Annotated in this window: 14 protein-coding genes; 4 read left to right on the top strand and 10 right to left on the bottom strand. The window is 46.6% G+C overall.

Annotated elements, in window-relative coordinates:
• The first annotated feature begins 24 nt into the window (after positions 1-24).
• From BT112_RS08190 to BT112_RS08180, 3 genes are all read left to right on the top strand, one after another.
• Positions 25-783, top strand: coding sequence for a LytR/AlgR family response regulator transcription factor (locus BT112_RS08190; RefSeq protein WP_072316872.1), 759 nt, complete (start codon positions 25-27; stop codon positions 781-783).
• Positions 784-916: 133 nt separating this feature from the next.
• Entirely contained in the window at positions 917-1,735 is an 819-nt protein-coding gene (locus tag BT112_RS08185; protein WP_072316871.1) for a hypothetical protein, read from the top strand.
• Between the two features lie 345 nt (positions 1,736-2,080).
• A complete protein-coding gene (locus BT112_RS08180; protein WP_072316870.1) occupies positions 2,081-3,490 on the top strand; it encodes a DUF4403 family protein in 1,410 nt (469 codons plus the stop codon).
• A 68-nt stretch (positions 3,491-3,558) separates the two neighbouring features.
• On the opposite strand, the gene BT112_RS08175 is transcribed toward BT112_RS08180, so the two are convergent.
• The 3 genes from BT112_RS08175 to BT112_RS08165 all read right to left on the bottom strand — a co-directional run bounded on the left by BT112_RS08175 (position 3,559) and on the right by BT112_RS08165 (position 6,405).
• Positions 3,559-4,197, bottom strand: a complete 639-nt coding sequence (locus BT112_RS08175; RefSeq protein ID WP_072316927.1) for a carbonic anhydrase family protein — start codon at positions 4,195-4,197, stop codon at positions 3,559-3,561.
• A gap of 43 nt (positions 4,198-4,240) precedes the next feature.
• Positions 4,241-5,884 carry a SulP family inorganic anion transporter gene (locus BT112_RS08170; protein ID WP_072316869.1) on the bottom strand — a complete coding sequence of 548 codons (1,644 nt, stop codon included), beginning with the start codon at positions 5,882-5,884 and terminating at the stop codon, positions 4,241-4,243.
• Between the two features lie 209 nt (positions 5,885-6,093).
• On the bottom strand, positions 6,094-6,405 hold the full coding sequence (locus tag BT112_RS08165; protein ID WP_139276063.1) for a hypothetical protein: 312 nt from the start codon (positions 6,403-6,405) through the stop codon (positions 6,094-6,096).
• A 310-nt stretch (positions 6,406-6,715) separates the two neighbouring features.
• On the opposite strand from BT112_RS08165, the gene BT112_RS08160 reads away from it, so the two are divergent.
• Positions 6,716-7,627 (top strand): cation diffusion facilitator family transporter, encoded by a 912-nt coding sequence (locus BT112_RS08160; RefSeq protein WP_072316867.1) that lies wholly within the window; start codon positions 6,716-6,718, stop codon positions 7,625-7,627.
• A gap of 15 nt (positions 7,628-7,642) precedes the next feature.
• Here BT112_RS08160 and BT112_RS08155 read toward each other — a convergent pair whose 3' ends face one another.
• The 7 genes from BT112_RS08155 to BT112_RS08125 all read right to left on the bottom strand — a co-directional run bounded on the left by BT112_RS08155 (position 7,643) and on the right by BT112_RS08125 (position 15,921).
• Entirely contained in the window at positions 7,643-8,410 is a 768-nt protein-coding gene (locus tag BT112_RS08155) for an SH3 domain-containing protein (RefSeq protein ID WP_072316866.1), read from the bottom strand.
• Positions 8,411-8,448: 38 nt separating this feature from the next.
• Positions 8,449-10,224: a BatD family protein gene (locus BT112_RS08150; RefSeq protein ID WP_072316865.1), complete on the bottom strand. Its 1,776-nt coding sequence runs from the start codon at positions 10,222-10,224 to the stop codon at positions 8,449-8,451.
• A gap of 41 nt (positions 10,225-10,265) precedes the next feature.
• Positions 10,266-11,195: a tetratricopeptide repeat protein gene (locus tag BT112_RS08145; protein ID WP_245776999.1), complete on the bottom strand. Its 930-nt coding sequence runs from the start codon at positions 11,193-11,195 to the stop codon at positions 10,266-10,268.
• Between the two features lie 43 nt (positions 11,196-11,238).
• The gene (locus BT112_RS08140) at positions 11,239-12,282 is read right to left on the bottom strand and encodes a VWA domain-containing protein (protein ID WP_072316864.1); all 1,044 of its coding nucleotides are present in this window, start codon (positions 12,280-12,282) and stop codon (positions 11,239-11,241) included.
• Positions 12,283-12,366: 84 nt separating this feature from the next.
• On the bottom strand, positions 12,367-13,368 hold the full coding sequence (locus BT112_RS08135; RefSeq protein WP_072316863.1) for a vWA domain-containing protein: 1,002 nt from the start codon (positions 13,366-13,368) through the stop codon (positions 12,367-12,369).
• 2 nt (positions 13,369-13,370) lie between these two features.
• Positions 13,371-15,032, bottom strand: a complete 1,662-nt coding sequence (locus BT112_RS08130; RefSeq protein ID WP_072316862.1) for a hypothetical protein — start codon at positions 15,030-15,032, stop codon at positions 13,371-13,373.
• 22 nt (positions 15,033-15,054) lie between these two features.
• Positions 15,055-15,921 (bottom strand): DUF58 domain-containing protein, encoded by an 867-nt coding sequence (locus tag BT112_RS08125; protein WP_072316861.1) that lies wholly within the window; start codon positions 15,919-15,921, stop codon positions 15,055-15,057.
• Between the last annotated feature and the right edge of the window lie 45 nt (positions 15,922-15,966).

Raw genomic sequence — 15,966 nt, 5'->3', positions numbered from 1 at the left:
ATGGTGATAAACACCAGTACATCAATGGTAACATGTCTTGTTCTGGAAGATGATAAACGTTCCAGAACATGGATTGCGGAGATTTTACGAAAAGAATTTGATACGCTGCATATTGCAGAAGCAGAAACCCTCGGACAGGCGGCCAGAATATTTCCGGAGCTGCAACCCCGGATACTGCTGCTGGATATCAATCTTCCCGATGGCAATTCTTTTGAACTCCTTGAAAAATGGTACCGTAATCGTAAAAGGGATTTTGAAGTGATTTTTATTACGGCTCACGCCGGTTATGCCCTGGAAGCTTTCCGTTACAGTGCCCTCGATTTTTTACTGAAACCTATTGCGCCCGGCGACCTGGTATCGGCCATGACCAAAGTTTTGGACAACCTGAAACAGCAATCGTATTATCTGAAGCTGGAGACTTTTTTTCACAACTACGCACTCGACCGTAAAAATCATGCCGATCAGAAGATCGTATTGAAGAATACCGAACAGATACATGTGGTGAAAACCGGGGATCTTCTGTATGCCCGTGCCGACAATAACTATACGAGATTTATCCTTTGTGATGAAAAGCAACTCATAGCTTCGCAACCCGTTAAATCTTTTGAGTTGAAGCTTAACCCACTGGGATTTATGAGGGTGCATCAATCCTACCTGGTGAACCTGGCCTACCTCACGGCATATCGCAAAAAACAGGATTGCCTGGTGCTTTGCGGATCGGTAGAAATCCCGGTATCGCAAAGCAGAAAAAGCCAGGTTATGGCGTATTTCAATACACTTTGACGTGCGGAAACTCAATGGTTAGGGTGAAATACTCGTCGGTTACCGTCAAATACTAAAGGATTTTGTGGTACACGGTTTTTGTAGAATGCATCATTTAACTTTACCTGGTAAAAACTCAAAAACAAACCAGGCGATGAACAGTTTTTTTAAAGGATGGATAGTGGTGTTGATGTTAGCCGTTTTTCCCACGCAGGGCCACGCGCAATTCTGGAAAAAGGTAACACAGAAACTCGAGAAAAAGGCAGAAGATAAAATAGATAATGTTCTCGGTACTAAAGATAAAGATACCGGGACAAGAGATACCCGCGATACGGAAGAGGACATACCTTATGTAGAAGAAGTGTTCTCATTTGTGCCGGGCGGCATGCTGTATTATGAAGATGATCTCTCGGGTGACAGGGAGGGAATGATGCCACGACGCTGGAAAACCAATAGCAGTGGTTCCGTTACCACAGTACCGGGGGTGCCTGGAAAATGGTTAAAGATGGAAGGGGAAGCCTCTTACCAGTTGGATACCCTTTTGGCTATGCCGGAGAATTTTACGCTCGAATTCGACCTGCTGACCCGTTCGGATAAGGCAGAAGACCTCCGGGATATACATTTTGGATTCAGCAGGAACAACAGTACCAAATCGTATATTTACAATGTGAGTTCGGGCGATGTCAGCGCAGCTACCGAACTGGCGTTTTATTACAATACCGTAAACAGTACCAGTTACGATACCGATACGAACAACAGGCTGGAATACCCGTTACATAATTTCTCGAACAGTGTTATACATATTTCCATGGCTGTCGAAGGACAACACATGCGGGTGTATTTGAATAGGTCTAAAGTGTTGGATACCCGAATGTTCGATCCGGAAACCGCAAAGTACTTCTATATCAGTACAGACAGGATGCGGAATAGTGCCCGGCTGTATATAAGCAACCTCAGGATAGCAGAATTATAGGAGACAAAGAAACAGGATAAAAATCGCCGGGAATATCTTTACCCGGCTTTTTTTGATCAGGGCTGTTGGTGGTTGCCGGAGCATAACCTCCTTGGCCAACCCCACTGCTCCCGGTTTCGCCATACGGGAAACTCAAAAACCCGGCTGGGAAAGACACATAAAAGAACCGAAGACGAGGTCCTTAGCCGAAGGGATACCACGTAGACAGTCTCTTGATATCCGAGAATTTCTACGGATAATTACCGGGCTATTACTTCAGACATAGTGGGATAGGTTTATGTCGATTTTTCTATCTTTAGAAACAAAATTCAGGTCGTGTCCAAATCATCCCAATTGTATCTGTCAATGAAAAATTTCAAGCGTACAGGAGTATTTTTTTCATGTCTTTTATTAGTATTTTCGAGCCTTTCGGGCTGTTCTTCATCAAAAAAAATAGAGACCCTGAAACCGGAGCCGGGAAGTGTAGCTCCCCTGGTTTATGAAAACACATATTCGTTTATCAACCTTCCGGTGACCATAAAACTAAAAGATGTGGAGCGCATGACAAATACTTCGCTCGAAGGATTGATCTATGAGGATACCGATTTTAAGGACGACGACCTGAAGATGAAAGTCTGGAAGGACCGGGAGATTACTATAACCAACGAGAACGGAAAGCTAAAAACCGTACTGCCGTTAAAAGCACTGATCAACTATCGGTTTAATGCCAATACCTTCGGCTTGCCTCTCGAAGATGTCAGGGACATTTCGCTGGACGGCACCGTGACCCTTATCAGCGAGGTAGGATTGGTCAATTGGGAGTTGAGAACCAATACAAAATTAAAATCCCTGGTATGGAATGAAGAACCGACGATGAATGTCATGGGACAAAAAATACCGGTTACCGGCCTGGTTAATTCGGCGGTAGTTTTGTTAAAATCTGTTATTGAGGGCAACATAGATCATGCCATAAAAGAGTCCCTGGATTTTAAGCCCAATGTATTGGATGCCCTGGAAAAAATATGTACCCCTTTTCAAATGAGTGAAACGTATGAGAGTTGGTTGCGGATTATTCCGGAAGAGCTGTATACGACAGATGCATCCCTGGCAGACCAGGCCATAACTTTTAAAATGGGGATGAAATGTGCTATGGAGACCATTATCGGAGAGAAGCCCGGGTCAAAGTTCGACAGGGACAATATCGTCTTAAAACCGGTACGTAAAATTCCCGAAGCTGTCACGGCCAGTATAGCGGCCATCTCGTCTTATAAAGATGCATCAAGAATCCTCACCAGAAATTTTAAGGGTTATGAGTTTGGAGAGGGCAGAAAGAAAATAATGGTCAACGCTGTGGAAATCTGGCAAAAGGAAAAGAAGATCATTATAGCGTTGGATGTGGCGGGGAGTGTTGACGGTACGCTCTATTTAACAGGATACCCGCAGTACAACGAAGCCACCGAAGAAGTGTATTTTGATAAGCTGGATTACGTACTGGACACCAGGAATGCCCTGATAAAGTCGGCGCAATGGCTGGTCGGTAACCGTATATTACTCCAGTTGCAGGAAAAATGCAGGTATTCCATAGCGCCTAACCTCAAGGAGGGCAAAGAAAGCGTAGAGCATTATCTTGGGAACTATTCTCCTGTAAAAGGTGTTTTTGTAAACGGGTCCGTCCAGGAGATAAAACTGGATAAAATTCAATTATCGGCCACCGCTATGATTGCTTTTATAAAGCTCAAAGGCAAGGTTTCTGTTACTATTGATGGTCTGGAGTAAAAAAATAAAACCGCCCCGGTTAGATTACGTTCAAACGCATGACGGTTTTATTTTCTGTCGCAGGGCAATTAGCGGTGAATAATCTCCTTGACAAACTCCACGGCTCCCGATTCGACATCGTAATAACATCCTGCAATACCGATTTCGCCGGCCTCGAACATTTCATTAAGTACGGGGCTTCGCTTTAGTATTTCATCCATGGTATGCACTACATTATGGTGTGCGACGGCTTCCACGAATTCGGAACAGGTATGGTCCAGGTCCGGTTTTTGGTTATGGACTTCGTCTACACTCGATTGCATTTTGCTGAGCAGGGTGGTGATATTTCCCATTTTCACACCTTTGCAGGCGCTGGTTACCGCTCCGCATTTGCTGTGTCCGAGGACGACGATAAGTTTTGATCCGGCGACTTTGCAGGAATATTCCATGCTGCCCAGGATATCTTCGTTAATGACATTTCCGGCAACCCTGGCACTGAAAATATCACCCAGCCCCTGGTCGAAGATCAATTCGGCAGAAGTACGGCTATCGATACAGCTCAGAATAATAGCAAACGGAAACTGTCCGTCTTTGGTGGCATTGACCTGTTCCAGCAGGTCCCTGTTTGCCCTGAGATTTCGTATAAATCGTTGATTACCTTCTTTCAAAAATTCCAAAGCTTTGGACGGCGTAACCGTGGCCTGAGTTTCTGCGGTATGTGCTTTCATAGAGCTATTCTTATGTGGGTTAAACGTATCCCGTGTTATAGTGTTATTTATCATTGATCAGTTCGGAAATTACCTTTTTATGTGATGTACTGCCGTTTTTACGATAAGAAATTACATGATCATGCGCTACGGATACGTGGTTGGATATTTCCTCGTCATTGTCGAGATGGTAGGCATCTTTAAAACCTGTAAGGACCACTTCGATGCCTTTTTCCGGGGCAGTTACGGTTTTGAATTCCTGGATGAGGTCCTGGATATCGTGTGCTATATAGACGGTATCGGAAGCATCGATCACTATTTTGGAGTTTTCCGGAAGGTGATTCAGGGTAAGTTTTATGGCAGCTTTGTTCAGGAAAGAAACTTCCTGGGCAAGATCCATGTGTATGATATCCCCGTTCTCATATGCTTCTTTTCTGAAGAAATAAGCCCTTTTGATATTTCCCCTTAGAATAAATGCCACGCTTATAATCATCCCGAGGGCAACACCTTTGAGAAGATCGGTAAACACTACGGCCCCGAAGGTGGCAACAAAGGGGATAAACTGGTATTTGCCTTTCTGCCAGAAATGCCGGAATGTAGCCGGGTTGGCCAGTTTGTACCCGATAATGAGCAGTACGGCTGCGAGCGTAGCCAGGGGAATACGGTTGAGCAGAAACGGAATGGTAAGTACACAGACCAATAACATAAAGCCATGAAGGATGGCCGAAGCTTTGCTTCTGCCGCCTGCACTGATATTGGTGGAAGTGCGTACGATAACCGTGGTTAACGGCAGACCTCCGAGCAGTCCGCAGACCACATTTCCTATACCTTGAGCTTTCAGTTCGCGGTTGGCACTGGCGTAGCGTTTAAAAGGGTCGAGACGTACAGAGGCCTCGAGATTCAGCAGGGACTCGATCGATGCCACTATAGCGATTGTTGCGGCGGCGATCCATACATCCGGATTACCGACAGATGCAAAACTCGGTAGCGATATCATGGCTTTGAACTCTTCCGCACTTCCCGGTACGGGCAGGTTGACGAGGGAGTTTCCTGTTACGGCAAACTCACTTCCGGAAAGGATAAAGGTTTCATTGATGAGTGTACCGCAAAGTACGGCCACCAGGGCTCCGGGGATGAGTTTTAACCGTTTCAGGGCATCGACTTTGCTCCAGGCGATCAGGATACCCAGAGAGACCAGGGTAATCATGATAACGCCGGGACGAATGTCACCGAAGGCTGCGATGAGATCGGTGAATATATCCAGTCCCGAACCGATTTCGACGTCCGATCCGAGCGCTTTGGGGATCTGCTTGATAAATATGATAGCCCCAATACCGGCCAGCATACCTTCGATAACATTATTCGGGAAATAATTGGATATGGTACCGGCCTTGATAAAACCGAGGACGACCTGCATTAGACCGGCAAGAACGACAGCGGTAAGAAATACTTCGAAGGCCCCGAGATCGGTAAGGGCTACCAGTACGATGGCGGTGAGACCCGCTGCAGGTCCCGATACACTGACGTGGGACTGGCTGAGGTAGCCCACGACGATTCCGCCTACAATACCCGATATGATACCGGAAAAGAGGGGTGCGCCGGAAGCCATGGCTATTCCCAGGCAAAGTGGCAGGGCAACCAGAAAGACCACCAGACCTGCCGCGAAATCTGATTTCAGATTAGCGAATAAAGGTGTTTTCTCTTTCATGAGAGTGAATTTTACAAAATGAAATAGTCGATGAAGTACCTGCAGAAAACAAGAGCAGATACTGGCCGGACCCCTTTAATTACATTTTTTTACGAAATAGTACCATGGACCGATCTCCGATCGGGAACAGGCGTATTGCGCAGGAAATGCGGACATAAATATGTGTTTGGTATACGATGCCGTTAAAGGGGTATATCAAAAAAGAAGGGTTATACCATTTCGGGAGGCGGGCAAAACTTATCTGCCCGGAAAGAGTTGTGGAGGTTTTCCACGTAGCCGGTGGTGCTGTTTTCATAAAGCGCGGAAGAAAGCGCAAAGGAAGTTTCGTACATGCTTTTTATCAGACGGTCATCAATAACCTTGATCGTCTCTTTGCTCTCTTCCTCCGTAGCGGAATAGAACAGGGAGACATCGGCATTTTTCTCCACGATGGTGACTATAGTGGGCGTTATAATAAACATCCCGAACAGTACCAACAGGGAAACAGCTATGGTCTTGTATGTAGACTTTCTGAATATCAACGGCCTTATGTTGTGTAACATCTAATACATACAAAAATAGCAGGAATTTTTTAATGTTGTGTTAAGGAAGGTTTAAAAGACGTTAGATACGTGGTAAAACCCATAGGTAAGGATACAAGGGATTTCGGTGTAATTTTTTTTATTTCAGTAAGTTAGGTGTTTTTTTGTGAAGCTTCGGCATCCGGTTTTATTTTTGTGTCAGGTCTTTCGGAAATACAGAAGCGATGAACATTATAACAACAGGAGGGAAGGATGTTAAATGGTCTTAGTTTTTAATGATGTATGTTGTAAATTTGCAGAAAGAAATGCGATGACAAAGGAAAAAGCAGCGGTAAAGGCCATTTACTTCAGCTTACTCAGTAATGCCGCACTTGCAATGATTAAAGGTATTACCGGGTTTTTGGGGAATTCTTATGCCCTGATTGCCGATGCCATAGAATCTACGACCGATGTTTTCTCTTCTTTTCTGGTTTTGATAGGGTTGAGGTATGCTTCGCGGCCGGCGGACGACAACCATCCTTACGGGCATGGGCGGGCAGAACCCTTACTCACTTTTGTCGTCGTGGGTTTTCTCGTCATCTCGGCTACGGTGATCGCATATGAGAGTATTCAGAATATCAGGACGCCCCATGAGTCTCCGCGGGCATACACCCTTATTATTCTCGGAGCTATTATTTTGTGGAAGGAGATTTCCTATCGCATCGTCCTACGGAGAAGTCGTGAAACGGGAAGCAGTTCCCTGAAGGCCGATGCCTGGCATCACCGGAGTGATGCGGTAACTTCTGTAGCGGCATTTATAGGGATATCCGTAGCCCTGGTCATGGGAGAAGGATATGAGTCTGCCGACGACTGGGCGGCGCTGTTTGCTTCCGGTTTTATTATATACAACAGTTATCTTATTTTCAGGCCTGCCCTCGGGGAGGTAATGGACGAACACCGGTATGACGATCGGATTGAGCGGGTCAGGGAAATAGCCGAAGAGGTGGATGGTATCATTACAACGGAAAAATGCTATATCCGCAAAACGGGGATGAAATACCATATAGACCTGCATGCTATTGTCGATGCGGACATTTCGGTGAAAGAAGGCCATAAACTGGCTCACGATCTCAAAGATGCCCTGCAGGCGGATATGCCCGATACGGAGCATGTGCTTATCCATGTAGAACCTTTTGATGAAGAAGTGGTGTCCGCTGTCCGCCAAAAGGAACATCAGGGATAACCTATTGACAACTGCTTACAGCGTTTTGAGTGCGTCTTTTTGTACCCATCCTGTCTTCCCGTCAGCCAGCCTGATCTGCTTCCAGTCGTCCAGTGTTTCGAGTACCTGTACTTTGGTGCCGCTGTGAAGGAGAAAAACCTGTTCGCTCCTGGAGTTGGGTTCGGATTTTATCGGGGCTTCCTTGGCAAAAATAATGGCATAATTGGTGTTGATGCTTTTGTAATACTGCAGATAGGAGACATAAAGACAGGCCGTCAGGCAAGCCACGGAAAAGATACTGCCTACAAAAAATATCCTTTTCTTGAACGAAGACTGCAGGTAATAATAAAACAGGAACAATAGGGCGGTGAGGAATGCAAAGGCAACGGCTATTCCCGCCCAGGTATTGTAGTGGAAACTTCCCGTAAAGTTGTTCCAGAACCGGGAAAAACCGGTTTGCGGAAGTGGCTCTATGGCATCTATGGTCATATTTCTGGCAAAAGCAAGATTGTTTTGTATATCCTTATCTTCCGGGGTACGTTGCAGGGCCTTTTCGTAATAGTATATACTCTCCGGGATACGGTTCAGTTTGTAATACGCATTGCCGAGATTGTAGTAAACGGCTGCGGAATGCTGTCCGCTTTTGAGAATGGCCTGGTAATTCCCGGCAGCTTCTTCATAGTTCCCCTCATTGTACAACGATGTGGCTTCTTCAAAGAGCTTTTCAGGAGACGCCGCCGGTGTCTCCTGGGAGAAGCCCGGAAGGTGAAGGAGAAATAATATAGCTAAAATCGCAATTCTCATGATATACGTTCTTATATGGTGTCCTAAATTGTTCAACTTCAGATCTGCTTGTCCATTTGTGAGATCACCGTAACCGCTTTGTCGTAATCCTGTTGCATGGCCACTTCCGATGCCGGGGTGTACCTGGCCAGTTCGCAGCTTTGCAGCAGGCCTATAAAGCCTTCGATACTCGGTGTGTCCACTTCTTTTTCCTGAAGTAAAGCCGTGATTTTCTCTTTGCTGAACTCCGAGGTTTCGATATGGAGTTTGGCCTTGAGATAATTGTGTAATGCTTTTTCCAGGGCGATGTAAAAATCTTCTTTTTTGCCCAGGGCCTTTCTGGCTTCGGAAAGGTATTTCCTGGCCAGCCTGTTGGCCTTGCGGATCTTGTTGCCCTGTACGTCTGCCGAGATCTTCTGTTTCCTTTTTATGGCAAAAATGGCTAAGGGGATAAAGAGGAAAGGCAGTGCCAGTAGCATATAGAACAACCCGGAGCCGAAAAAATCATCCGATTCCATGGATGTCAGTCCGGGTGATAGTTTGATAAACCGGAACTGGCTTCCTGCTGCAACGACATTTTGTTTGGCCGTACCCGGGGTTTCGCCGCCGGAGGCCACAGCCTGCTGGGGTCCCTGCGTTACATTTACGGTAGCCTGTTCGGAATGCAGGGTCTTGTACGATGCGGTTTCGGGATCGAAGTAAGAAAATGTGATATCCGGAATAGTATATTGCCCCTTAAACTGGGGAACTACGGTGTAATTGTCGGATACGGACCCGGACATGCCCGACAGCGATGTTGATATGTTTTCTTTAAACTCGGGGTTATAGACCTCCATAGCGCTGGGCAGTTCCATCTTGGGCAGGGAGAAAAGTTTAAAGTTTCCTTTACCCTGTACGGCTACTTTCAGCTGAAAGGATTCCGAAGATTTCAGGGTGTTTTTGGAAGAAGTGACCTTAAAGGAGAATTTACCAACGGCTCCGCTGAAATCGGCGGGCCTTCCCTGTGCAGGTAACGATTTGACATTGATGGTTCTCTTCCCGGCAGAAACCGTTCGGTGTGCCTGGGTGTACAGGCGCCCCCCGAAAATATCTCTCTTGTTCGTAGGGACATCGACAGTGACGTCAAGGGAAAGTGGTTCCAGGCTGAGTTCGCCTTCCTTCTGCGGATAGAGCACAACCTGTTTGAGGACTACATAACGATACGGCTTGCCCTGGTACGTGCCGTTCTTTACTTCAAAACGTTGTATTTCGATTTCCTGGCTCCAGAAGTTATTGTATTTAGGGTTGTCCAGCGGACGAAAATCCGACACGTTGGTATCCGGACTTACATAAAGCTTATACACCACGGTAATCGCCTCGTTAAGGTACGGATTGCCCTTGGACACCTCGGCAACCAGGTGTAGCTTGTCTTCGGCAATGGCCGCCGGATTTTCCTCTCCGGGATTGTCTACTGCGGCAGTGACTTCGATATGGACCGGTAAGGTCTTGTAGGTATTGCCATCGATCTCGATCGTGGCCTGTTTAATAGTAAATTTTCCCCGCCCTACGGGAGAGAGTATGTAGGAATAGGTTTTGGAAAAACTGCGTTTCCCGTTTATCCACGAATGACTGACGGACTGGTTTGGGCCCATAACTACGGTAAACCCTTCGAAATCCGGTGGTGTAAAGTTATCGCCGTCTTTGTTCATTTTAAAATCCACACGGAGCCGCTCGTTAACCCCCAGCTTTTCTTTGCTGACGTTAGCTTCGAACTGTACCGCATCTTCCTGGGCGAATGCCAGGGAAAACAGCAGTAGTAATGCGGATAATATAAATATGTTTTTTTTCAATATCATGGTATTCTAAATGGCATTATGTTCCGGAAGAACCGTCCGGGTTACCAGTCTTTTTCCGTGGACGTTTTTGCGCCTTTGGCCTTTTTGGCATTTATTTTATCCTGTACTCGTTTTTCTTCACGGCCCATGGCTTCGAGCAGCGCCTGTATCTGTTGCGGAGATAATTCGCTTTGTCCGGGTTGCGGTTGTCCTTCTCCGTCTTCGGGTTGTCCGTCTTCTCCCTGGTCTTTCTGATCCTGACCACCTTTGTCGTCGTTGCCCTTGTCTTTGTTATCCTCGGGTTGATCGCCCTTGTCACCTTGATCTCCCTGATCTTTCTGATCCTGGTCTTTATTATCCTCGCCACCCTGGTTCTGGTCTTGCTTGTCCTGATCCTGCTGGTCTTTGTCTTTATTCTGGTCCTGGTTTTTATCGTCTTTATTGTCGTCGTTGTTCTGCGGCGGATTTTTCTCGAGCATTTCCTTGGCAAGAGCGAGGTTGTAACGGGTTTCTTCGTCGGTAGGATCGTTTCGCAGGGCCTCTTTATAGGCTTCGACGGCTTTCTGGTATTCCTTGTTTTTCATGAATACATTCCCCAGGTTGTGATAGGCCCTGTGTTTTGCTGCCTGATCTGTTGCCGTTTCTCCGGCTTGTTTGTATCGGGAAAAGGCTTCTCCGAGGTCCTCTCTGCGATAGTATGCATTACCGAGGTTGTACTTTGCAGTGGCGTTCTCCGGGTTTTTGGCAATAGCTTTCCGGTAACTGACTTCCGCATCCTCAAAATCATCGCCAGCCAGTTGTTTGTTGGCTTCGTAAGTCAGGTTTTCCGAAGCTTTGATCGTTTTTTCGGCTTCGGCATCTTTCCCTTTGTCCTGAGCTTTTGATGAAAGACAAGAGAAAAACAGTACCGCCGTAAGCAGGTATGCAGGGATGATCATTTGATGTTGATCCCTGTTCCCGGTGATGCTGCTATGTATAGAAAAAACAGTCATTTTTCAGTTGTTTTAGAAGTTCGCAAGTCCGGATATCTGTGCGTTATTTCTCATTTTTTTCGTTAAACAGGTTGAGCTTCCGCACCCATGCGGTCTTTCGCTCCAAAAAGAGGAGGTCTAAAATTAAAAATAAAATAGCAGCTCCCAAAAACCATTGAAACTGACTCTTATAGTCCGCAAATTGTTTGGTCTCGTATTCTTTTTTGTCCAGTTTCCCGAGGTAGTCCTTCATAAAAGAGACGACTTCGGAGGTATTTTGCCCGTTGATGTAAGCTCCGTTGCTCTCCCCGGCGATGTCCTTCAGGGTGGTTTCGTCCAGTTGGGTGATCACTACTTCGCCCTGCCGGTCTTTTTTGAAGGTTTCCGTAATGCCGCTTCGTTTTATGGGGATAGGGCCTCCTTTGGGCGTTCCGACCCCGATGGTAACAATACGGATTCCTTTCTGCGTAAGTTCCTCGATAGGGCCTTCAATATTTTTTTCGTGGTCTTCCCCGTCCGATACGATAACCAGTATTTTATTGGTCTGTTCCTCATCGTTGAAATATCCGGAAGCCATGTTAATGGCATCTCCGATGGCTGTTCCCTGCGAAGACAACATATCGGTATTCATACCCTGAAGGAACATTTTGGCCGCAGCATAATCGGTCGTAATCGGCAGCTGGGGGTAAGCTTCTCCTGCGTATGCGATAATACCGATGCGGTCGCCGGCAAGCTGATCGAGGATCTCGGAAATAAGCCTTTTGGCCTTCTCCAGCCTGTTTGGCGTAATATCTTCGGCAAGCATACTTTTAGACACGTCTACGGCAAATACGATATCCACACCTTCACGTTTCACGGTCTCAAGCTTCGTGCCAATCTTCGGATTTACCAGTGCAAATGCAAGGCAGGTAAAGGCGAGCAGGAGGGTGACGAGTTTGAGTACAGGTTTGAACGTGGACGTATCCGGGCTTAATCTTTTCAATAAGGGCGCATCGGCAAATTTCTTTTGCGTCCTTTTTTTCCACAATTGCAGGAAAAGAAAAAGCAGCACGACCAACGGTAATATGGCGAGCAAATAAAAATATATTTTTTCTTCCAGTACGTACATGTATTCTTTTATGGTTTTACAAGGGCCTTAATAAGCTCCCGGTTTTCATAGGTTTTTTTAAAACATACGGTCCATTCCGGCCTGTTATACGAAGCTCCGGAATACGGTGTACCGAAGCATAAGCTCTATGAAGAGCAGTGCTCCGGCGAGTAAGGCCAGGGGGCGGAATTTTTCGTCGTAATTGTAATATTTAAATTCTTCTATTTCCGTGGTCTCCAGTTGATTGATCTCTTCGTAGATCTCTTCCAGTTTCCTGTTGTTGGTGGCCCTGAAATATTTTCCCCCGGTTTCCTGGGCAATATCTTTCAGTAATTTTTCGTCGATCTCTACTTTTTGCATACCGTAACGGAAAGAACCGTCCGGATTATAGGCTACGGGAGTCATGGCCATTCCGTTGGTCCCCAGTCCTATGGTGTATGTCTTGATGTGGTATTCCTTGGCCAGCTCTGTTGCGGTAAGCGGTTCTATAACCCCGGTATTGTTTACCCCGTCGGTAAGCAGTATAATGACTTTGCTTTCGGCCTTGCTGTCTTTGAGCCGGTTAACGGCGGTGGCCAGTCCCATACCTATAGCGGTACCGTCTCTGAGGGTTTCGAAATCCAGTTGTTTTAGTGTGTTTAGTACCAGTGCCTTATCGCTCGTTACGGGTATGGGCGTATAGCTTTCGCCCGCATAGGCCACGAGGCCTATCCTGTCATTGGGCCTGTTTTTTATAAATTCGGCAACCACTTCTTTGAGGGCGATGAGGCGGTTGGGCTTGAGGTCTTTGGCGAGCATACTCGATGAAAAGTCGAGTGCCATTACAATGTCGATACCCCTGGTGGTCTTGGTTCTCGAAGAAATATCGAGCGTTTGCGGTCTTGCCATTGCCGTGATCAGGGCGGCCATTGCCAGCAAGCGCATTACAAAAAGTATCGGTTTTAAACGGGGTAGCACCGACCCCCCGGCTTTAAAACCTTTGATCGTCGATATCTTTAAGGGTGCCGTTTCCTTTTTTCGCTTTAGTACATACCATACGATAGCCAGAGGAAGCAATAAGAGCAACCAGAAGAACTGCGGATTGGCAAATTGAATATTCTCCAGCATGGTTATTGGTTTTTAAAATCGATGGAATTCACGATCCTGTTTTCGATGTCTTTCGCATACCGGTCATCCTGTCTGTGAATGATGATAACCTGCTGGAAAGCTCCTTTTTCATTAAAATTCAGTATAATGTATTCTCCTTTTTCGCTTTTTTCGGTACCCGGAAGTGTAATATCCATACTGCCGTGGACTTTAATTCCTTTTTTACCCGAAGGTGTGGTAAACTCATCCTGTTTTACAATGATATTTTTAGCGCCTTGCTGCTCCATGGTTTTCACAGAACCCTGTATGGCATCTTCCATATTAAATTCCACACCCTCGCGGAACGTAGTGACACTGGCCGATATGTGAAAATCGCCCAGGAGCCCGCCGTACGTAAAAGTCTGGTTTGTGCTTATAACCTGTTTCAGGGATTCCGGAAGTTCTATTGCGGTTCGCTTCAGTACCTGTGGGGTTTCCAGGACTATGGCAGGGTAGCCGTATTCGCTGTTTACCCATTCGCCATGCAGCAATTCGCGGGTGGGATGCCCGAAAACAGTGTCCTTGACCTTGGTAAACCCGTAATAGGTAACCGCACCTCCCAGGGCAACAACCAGTACGGCCGCTGCAATGATGATTGTGGTAATTCTCTTTTTCTTTCGTTTTTTCCGCGCCATTTCGGCGATATACTCTTCGCGTTGCAAAAGTTCTTCTTCGGTGGGCTCGGGAATCGCTTCCTTGGTTCGTACGACCACGTTTTCTATGACTTTCCGGTCTTCCTCTGCACCATGGGTGTCGGGTCGCGACCGGGCGAATTTTACCAGGTCGGCCTTTTGCAGGACGCTTTTAAAATTGGTTATCGTGTCCTTTTCCAGGTTGAGTTTTCCGGCCTGTTGCATCATTTCGAGCTTGGCAACCAGCTCTTCGGTCGTACTTTCCATGGCGGAAATATGCACTTCTTCTTCCAGGTAGGCTCTTACGATGTTAGTGAGTTCCGAATAGTACTCCTTGTATTGCGACTGGATGAGGTAGCGCGATTCTTCCAGCTGTTTAAGCCCGAGGAGCGCCCTGTCGAAAGGAGGGAGCAATGCCTCTTTTTCTTCCTGGGTAAGCGGCTTCTTCCGCAGAAAAAACCAATAGATCAGTGCCCCTGCAACAGCCAGAAAAACAATACCCCAAATGAGATAACGGACCCAGTCCGAATAGTTTCTGGAAACCTCGGCCAGGGGTTTGATATCGTACATCTTCTGCGTAGTGGTGTCTACGGCAATATCGTTGACGAGGACCTGTAGGGAATCCGTGTATAATTCTTTATTGTTAACGATGATCTTTTGCCGGGGCAGGGTATAATGACCGGAATCGAACTGTGTCAGGGCGTATGTCCTGATGAGGTTCATACGGTCTTTATTGCGGAAGGTATCGATGTCTGAAGCACGCACCATTTCGAGCGGTGCAAAAGTCTGTCCTTCCGGGAATACGACCAGTGTAGTCGTATCGGCTTCGACGGAGATCTCAAACTGAACCTGCTCCCCGATGCGTATATGAGTGGAGTCGATCTTTGAAGTCACCCGGGGAGTATCCTGGGCCACGATCTGCACGGGCGCCATGAGGAACATCATGGCAAACAGTATGCCTGTTCCCTTCGGGAGGGAAAGTCTTTTTTTGTTATGCAAAAGATCTCTTATCATTACAAGTTCCGGGTTTACGGCTTTACGCTCTTCTTTTAAAATAACCCAATAATTTTTTTACATAGCTTTCGTCTACCCGGTTATGCAGTATTCCCGCCCCGTTTTTGGTAAACGAATTCTGGAAATAATCTACCCGTTCCCGGTGATAGGCGGTATAGTTTTTCCGGACTTTTCCGGACCCCGTATTAACGGCGATCAACTCGCCGGTCTCTTCGTCTTCTGCCATGATAAGCCCCAGGTTGGGAAGGCTTTCTTCGTGTTTGTCGTAAACCCTGATACCGGTAATATCGTGTTTTTTACCTACGATTTTCAGGGTGTGGTTATAATCTTCGGCCATAAAGTCTGAAAGCACAAAAACAATGGCTTTCTTTTTCATGACGTTCGACAGAAACTTGAGCGCTCCCGCAATATCGGTTTTTTTGCTTTCGGATTTAAACTCCAGCAATTCACGTATGATGCGGAGTACATGCGATTTTCCTTTTTTCGGAGGGATATACAGTTCGATCTGGTCGGAAAAAAGGATCAGGCCTATCTTGTCGTTATTCTGAAGGGCAGAAAAAGCAAGAGTAGCGGAGATCTCTGTGATGATCTCGTTCTTGAACTGTGCCGTAGTCCCGAAAAACTGGCTTCCGCTCACATCGGCCACAAGCATCATCGTGAGTTCACGTTCTTCTTCGAAGACCTTGACATACGGCTCGTTATAGCGGGCCGTTACGTTCCAGTCGATACTCCTTACGTCATCCCCGAACTGGTATTGCCGGACCTCGCTGAATGTCATACCCCTGCCCTTGAAGGTAGAGTGATATTCGCCTCCAAAGATGTGATCGGACAACCGGCGTGTCTTGATCTCTATTTTCCTGACTTTTTTAAGTAGTTCTTTGGTATCCATACTGGCCCTTCCTGTTTCCTCCCGGGGGAGGGGGGTCCGTCATCT

Source organism: Sinomicrobium oceani (assembly GCF_900119185.1).
Taxonomy (GTDB): Bacteria; Bacteroidota; Bacteroidia; order Flavobacteriales; family Flavobacteriaceae; genus Sinomicrobium; species Sinomicrobium oceani.
This window is presented reverse-complemented; position numbering and strand designations above follow the sequence as displayed.